The organism is Dyella sp. S184, assembly GCF_009766065.1.
Classification (GTDB): Bacteria; Pseudomonadota; Gammaproteobacteria; order Xanthomonadales; family Rhodanobacteraceae; genus Rhodanobacter.
In genome coordinates this window covers 171-1,409 of sequence record NZ_LMUE01000014.1, presented here as the reverse complement: position 1 = coordinate 1,409, position 1,239 = coordinate 171, and the positions used below count along the sequence as shown (strand labels likewise).

Annotated in this window: 2 protein-coding genes and 1 pseudogene; all 3 read right to left on the bottom strand. The window is 60.9% G+C overall.

What is annotated here, in order from left to right; genetic code table 11:
* Positions 1 to 272: pseudogene (locus GSQ75_RS17630) on the bottom strand (TIGR03032 family protein); the annotation flags it as partial.
* 109 nt (positions 273 to 381) lie between these two features.
* Complete coding sequence (locus GSQ75_RS17625) at positions 382 to 684, bottom strand: hypothetical protein (protein ID WP_158756199.1); 303 nt, start codon at positions 682 to 684, stop codon at positions 382 to 384.
* 9 nt (positions 685 to 693) lie between these two features.
* Positions 694 to 993 (bottom strand): hypothetical protein, encoded by a 300-nt coding sequence (locus GSQ75_RS17620; protein WP_158756198.1) that lies wholly within the window; start codon positions 991 to 993, stop codon positions 694 to 696.
* Positions 994 to 1,239: the final 246 nt, after the last annotated feature.

Here is a 1,239-nt window from a genome sequence, read left to right as displayed (position 1 = left end):
CGGCCCGTCTGGTAGGACGAAATCGCCAGAGACAGGTTGCTGCTGGCCAGCCAGGCGGCCAGGCCGCGCGAGCAGCTTTTTTCGACGACCTGCGGCGGCGGCGTCGGGGCGGCCTGCGCTGCTGGCGCATCCGTGGGCGCGAGCGCTTCCGGCGCGCCCTCGGCCGTCGGCGCAGCCGCCTCGCCGCTTACCGACTGCAGGCCCACCGCCATCTCGCTCTTGTCGCTGACGTCCTGCGGGCCGCTATCGGACGCTTGATCTTTCTTAGCCACGAAGTTCTCCATCTTTAGGGTAAGGGTCGCGCTTCAACGATGGATCCCATGTCGTCCACCAAGAGTACGCCCTGGAAAGTTATGGCGAGGTGCTTCTTGATCGCCAGCGTCATGCCTTGCGCTTGCCCACCACCACCGGTTGCAGGGGGGCCACGCGCCAGATCCGCACCGAGTCGTCATCGATCTTGCGACGTACAGTGTGAATTCCCTTCGATCGCGCCCACTGCATGAGCCGCTCGGCGTTGTCGGTCAGGAACGCTCCAAAATGCACCGCGAGAACAAGACTCTCGCCATCCTTCAGTTGCAGGAGCTGCTTCTGTTCGATGGAAAGCGGCTTCTTGTGTCTGGCCGGAAATGGAATGCCCCGCTCGATCTCACCAACCGTATAGCCTTCAAAGACGGTATGACCCATGCCTGTTCCTCAGACGGTGCCTAGCCGCCAGATCCGAGCGGTGTCGTTGTCGATCATGCGATATACGAGCCGCACCTGACGGCCCCGCGCCCAACGCGCCAGACGAGCAGCGATGTGTGACGCATTTTGGGAAAGCCCCTTGGCAATGACACCGTTGTCTTCCGCGATCCAGATCGTGTGCAACACGAAGCTGTCGCCATCTTCCAGTTCGAGCACACGTTGCTGGCCGGACGTGAGCGCCGTATCCATGCCTTGGGGAAGATGCACACGGGACTTGATATGTCCCACGTCGTATAGCTTGGTATCCATGGTGCCCACCTTGAAGTTGTTTGCTTCCGATCCATGCTGACGTGCTCGACCCGGCCCTTGTAGAGTGCGCCGCTGTGCTTATGCGCCGTTCCAATGGGGCGCACATGCTGCCCCAACGCTTCTGTTTTCCTGAAGATGAAAGAACCCGGCAGATCCTTACGATCGCCGGGTTTCCTCATTCCCCCTTGCATGCGTACTCAGAGCATCTTCCAACCATCCTAGAAGGTGTAGCGCAGCCCGACCTGC

Excerpts from the sequence above, each read along its gene's own strand:
- GSQ75_RS17625 (WP_158756199.1), bottom strand. The coding sequence starts at position 684 with ATGGGTCATACCGTCTTTGAAGGCTATACGGTTGGTGAGATCGAGCGG.
- GSQ75_RS17620 (WP_158756198.1), bottom strand. The coding sequence starts at position 993 with ATGGATACCAAGCTATACGACGTGGGACATATCAAGTCCCGTGTGCAT.